The organism is Bartonella sp. P0282 (genome assembly GCF_048452985.1).
GTDB classification, from domain to species: domain Bacteria; phylum Pseudomonadota; class Alphaproteobacteria; order Rhizobiales; family Rhizobiaceae; genus Bartonella; species Bartonella choladocola.
In genome coordinates this window covers 1-4,562 of the sequence record NZ_WTFO01000007.1, presented here as the reverse complement: position 1 = coordinate 4,562, position 4,562 = coordinate 1, and the positions used below count along the sequence as shown (strand labels likewise).

The 4,562-nt window shown below is 35.6% G+C and carries 5 protein-coding genes; all 5 read right to left on the bottom strand.

Annotated elements, in window-relative coordinates; all coding sequences use genetic code 11:
• Positions 1-287: 287 nt before the first annotated feature.
• Complete coding sequence (locus tag GQS64_RS11915; protein ID WP_198231755.1) at positions 288-845, bottom strand: hypothetical protein; 558 nt, start codon at positions 843-845, stop codon at positions 288-290.
• Between the two features lie 331 nt (positions 846-1,176).
• Positions 1,177-2,337, bottom strand: a complete 1,161-nt coding sequence (gene hxsC, locus GQS64_RS11910; RefSeq protein ID WP_198231754.1) for a His-Xaa-Ser system radical SAM maturase HxsC — start codon at positions 2,335-2,337, stop codon at positions 1,177-1,179.
• On the bottom strand, positions 2,331-3,788 hold the full coding sequence (gene hxsB / locus GQS64_RS11905; RefSeq protein ID WP_077990239.1) for a His-Xaa-Ser system radical SAM maturase HxsB: 1,458 nt from the start codon (positions 3,786-3,788) through the stop codon (positions 2,331-2,333). Before hxsB ends, hxsC begins: the two co-directional genes overlap by 7 nt.
• Positions 3,781-4,083 (bottom strand): His-Xaa-Ser system protein HxsD, encoded by a 303-nt coding sequence (gene hxsD / locus GQS64_RS11900; RefSeq protein WP_198231753.1) that lies wholly within the window; start codon positions 4,081-4,083, stop codon positions 3,781-3,783. The genes hxsB and hxsD overlap by 8 nt, the downstream gene beginning before the upstream one ends.
• A gap of 19 nt (positions 4,084-4,102) precedes the next feature.
• Positions 4,103-4,402, bottom strand: a complete 300-nt coding sequence (hxsA2, locus tag GQS64_RS11895; protein ID WP_198231752.1) for a His-Xaa-Ser repeat protein HxsA2 — start codon at positions 4,400-4,402, stop codon at positions 4,103-4,105.
• Between the last annotated feature and the right edge of the window lie 160 nt (positions 4,403-4,562).

The window sequence follows — 4,562 nt, the reverse complement described above, 5'->3', positions numbered from 1 at the left end:
ATACTCGATCAGGCAAGCCGCTATTAATAGCTTCCATTCATGAACCGACAAGTAAGAGGAAGTTCTTGCAGCAAGCACGAACTTCTTTTTTATTCGGTATGCGTTTTCATTAATTGCTTATACATTAGAAAAAAATTTTATTTTTTTGAAGTGAACAATATTTTTTAGCTATATCATTCTAAATTTTGCTCTTTCATGATAACAAGCAAGCGGGAACGTGAAAAAATTGTTCGGACTATAACGCATCTGAAGAAAACGACTATCATGGAAACTGAACAAGATTTAAACTACTCATGCCCATGAACTGTAAAAAAGCTAGCACGTATGAAAAAAATTTTTCCTATTGCTTTATTTATATTACTTTCTTTCCCTTCTCTTTCTATTGGCCAAACATACAACGAAATTCGAAACTTTTGTAAAATTTCGCAAATGCTCATGCCCATATTTCTACGCTCAGGAAATTTTTCCGGAGAAGCAGTTTGCATTGCTGGAACAGCTTCAACAGGTTCATCATATCTATGTAACAGCCAGATGAGCTTGGGAGCCGGTATCTGTGCTGCTGGAACGGCTTCAACGCGTTCATCATATCTATGTAACAGCGAGATGAGCTTGGGAGCCGGCATCTGTGCTGCTGGAACGGCTTCAACAGGTTCATCATATCTATGTAACAGCGAGATGGGCTTGGGAGCCGGTATCTGTGCTGCTGGAACAGCTTCAACAGGTTCATCATTTCTATGTAACAGCGAGATGAGCTTGGGAGCCGGCATCTGTGCTGCTGGAACGGCTTCAACGCGTTCATCATATCTATGTAACAGCCAGATGAGCTTAGGCGAAGCTATTTGCATTTCAGGGGGGAGAGCCAGCTACGACTGTACCGGAATAGGAGATAACGACCTAGGCATAGGTATATGCTTAGCTTTAGGTGGTAATCGAAACCAATGCGCCAATGTTAGTGTTTCTGAAGCCATATGCAGTTTTACAGGAAACTGCACCGGATATGATGCAGCAGCTCTAGTCGTATCAATGGTCAAAATATGCGGCACCCAAGTTTTAAGTTATGGAATTAAATAATACGATTATATAAATCCATTAAATGCATTTTACTCTTCGCTTTTATTATTTTCGATCCTGCCATTAATTGCGATTTGAGAAAAATTTCCTCTCATATCAACTTCCTTACAACGGATGTAAGTGGTCGCTGTGTTTATATAATAGGCCCGAAGAAAAAAAACCGCCACAATCACAACGCTTGGTGCATGTTTGACATTCAATTGCAAATTCATTTTTCCAGTCGCTAATGGATTGGCGGCAAAACGGCCAAACATTTTCGTTCACCACACATAGTTGATGGTTGTATATAGAGGCATTTAGACCATACGATTTTAAAATGGATGTCGCTTGGCTTAATTTATCTTTATAATCAAACGGGTCTATCCATAACTCTTGTAAATTCGCTCGAGTAAAACCCATTATTTCAAGCCCCATAAGAGCCACATGGTCCACGAAAAGCAAATTTCTACCTATAAATTCGCATAACTGAATTAAACGTTTTACAGATAACCGGTGGAGTACGATTCTAATTTCAACCTTTTGGTTTAACTTTTTTAAATTTATTATGCCCTGTACAGTTTCATCAAAAGCATTATCCGACTGCACAATATAATTATGCAAACTCGGGTCATCAGAATAAAGAGGGATACCCACCATACTATCAATAAGTTCTAGATCTGCATAACTTTTTGCAAAATGGAAATCCCGAAAACTCCTGCCATTTGATAATATGTGAATACTCGTTTCTGGTAGATAGCTTTTAGTTAGCCGGAGTATTTTCAAAAATCGATCACGATTCGTAGTAGGTTCTCCTCCCGTAAACCCGATTTCCTTTGTATACCTTGGTATCAAAGGTATTAAATTTTCGATTTCGTCCAGAAGATATGAATCGTCTTTCGGCTTCGGCGGTTGGGAGCACATTAAACAATAATGATTACATTGTTCTGTGACTAATATACTATTAAAATTTGAATGTGATCTAAAAAGAACTCTTATTTTGTTCTGATTCGGATTAATACTTACGATATCATCGTTGGATAAATATTTAAAATCGTCGGGAATTATAGAGTAACTTTTTGTCTCTAAAATTTCTTTATTTTTTTCAAAAAAATCATTAAAAACTATATAATGAAAAAACCCCTCACTGTAATTATTATCATTAATTAAATAGGCATATTTATTTTTTAAAACGTTTGGTAAATTCGCGTTAGTCGAAATTTTAATTGGATTCACAAACAAATTGTCATCAAAAATATGATTTTTTATATTTCCAAATAACTTTAACATTGAGTTGCCCATCTAAGAAATATACTTTTCGTTTCTTCGTCGTTCTCCATCAGTGTTATTAAGTGCTTATAAATCGACATATTTTTTTTACAAAAAGCAGATTCTGGTTTTCGTCCAACCATGTCTTTATAGACGGCATAATGAAAGACAGGTTCTGCACCGCAATATGGTTCAAAGGCACAATCAGAGCACATTGGAACACTGAGCGTAAATGAGTCTTCCAAAGCATCTAGAAGTTGATCCGAAAAGATAATATCTTCATAAGATTGCGTTAATATATTCCCTAACCTAAATTTAAAATCGCCCATCTCGGCTAACATGCGACTTTCATCTGAGGCATAAACATAACCATCATAGTTAAAAACAATCGCGGCTATACCTGCTCCAGCAGGATTCATTAAATCGACAAAGCCTGGATCGTCAGATGTTAGCATCTTTTTTAATATCAAAGCCGAATAAACCTCGACAAAAGGAATGCCTGACTTATTCAAAAATATAATATAATCCAAACCCTCTTTAAAAAATTTTAGCCAGCGATCTACGTCATACATCATGTAACGTTTTGTTTTGATCGCAAAACCATAAGGCGAGAGTGCGCGTAAAAAAACGCTGTTAAATCCAAGTCTAACGTATTCATCTATTATATCACGAACACGGGATAGACTCTTGTCGGTTGTTGTCATTAACGCTGATACTCGGTCATAACCCAAAACTGCTCTCGCTTTATTTAATCCGTCTTCAAATAGCTGATGGCTATTTTTTGAGGGTCTTGGACGATTTGCATTATGCAAATCTTGAGGGCCATCTAGAGATGAGGACAACATAACAGAGTGGTCACGACAAAATTCAAGGATTTCATCCGTCAATAACGAAAGTGTAGTAGCAATAACAAACTGTAAATTACGGTTTTCCGATTTATTCCGAAATTCTGCCTGTTCAACAATATATTGAACCATGGGGAAATTTAATAACGGTTCGCCGCCCTGAAATTCAATTTTAATGGCTGGATTTGGCGATTTAAAAACAAAATCTAATGCTTTGTCAGCCATCTCATACGTCATATCAAATTGATTTTTATCTTCTGATTGCCGTGATACTTGACAATAAGGACAACTATGATCACACCGTAATGTGACTACAAAAACATGTAAATTAGTAAAGTTAACCAGCTTAGAAAGCCTAGTCCTATATTTTAAAGCTAAAAGTTCTAAAGGTGAATTTTCACCTTCATAACGAATAAAGTGCTTACTACGTAATGAAGAAAATATAGAACTATCAGACGAAATTTTTTTATTTATTAGACTATATAAATCATTATTATTTAATAATAGGTATTCTCCTACCATATTTGTAATGATACAACGCTTATCGTCAAAATGATCAAATTTAAATGGTAAAAGTTCATATTCTTTTTTTGGAATATAGGAATCAATACTTTTAAATTTACTCACTTCCCGCACCTGTTTTTGAAAAAGCAATACCTAATATTAAATTCCGTATCGGAGTAGTTTCATCTCGAATTTTTTCACGTAAGCTATAGTCCAATACGTCTTTTTTAAATTCTTGTATTGCTTTCTCGAATTGGTCATTATCAGCGTCAGATGTAGGCTCACAAATGCAAATAATTTTCTCTTCATTTAGATCAATGTGCACGAGCATAAAATTCATAGCTCTATATGCAGCCTTTTGGATTGCAGTGGAACTATAAACTCCACAATCAAACTCTAATATCACTCTGTTAGACATATTATTAATAACCTGGTTATTAATAACCTGAATAATGTGAACTATGAGAGGCGTGAGAACTATGCGAGCTATGTGAGCTATGTGAGATATGTGACATATGATAATCCATAGCATTTGCCGGAGCTGAAGTTTTCAGAATAAAAGAAAAAGGATCATTTCCGTTAGAAATCATCATGGTTTTAGATGTAAGACCATTGTTAATTCCAGTCTCTGAAGCAGATTCAACTTTGGTATTGATATTCGTAGAAGCTGTCGCATCCCCGCCGGTCAGGCCAGCAGTTAAAACAGCTATAGATGCAAAAAAAAGCCTTTTTTTCATGAGATCCCCCTCACAAACATATTTATTCTTTTGAGTTATTCTAAATATGAGATATTGTCAATTTGTTTATTAATGTTGCCAGTGCTACCAAGATTGACCAGCTTTCCAGTCTTGTGAAAGCAGTGACAATCAATCTGAACAATGAAGATATTGAAATACT

Coding starts and splice junctions, on each gene's coding strand:
- GQS64_RS11915 (WP_198231755.1), bottom strand. CDS start 845: ATGCAAATAGCTTCGCCTAAGCTCATCTGGCTGTTACATAGATATGAT.
- hxsC (WP_198231754.1), bottom strand. CDS start 2,337: ATGTTAAAGTTATTTGGAAATATAAAAAATCATATTTTTGATGACAAT.
- hxsD (WP_198231753.1), bottom strand. CDS start 4,083: ATGTCTAACAGAGTGATATTAGAGTTTGATTGTGGAGTTTATAGTTCC.
- hxsA2 (WP_198231752.1), bottom strand. CDS start 4,402: ATGAAAAAAAGGCTTTTTTTTGCATCTATAGCTGTTTTAACTGCTGGC.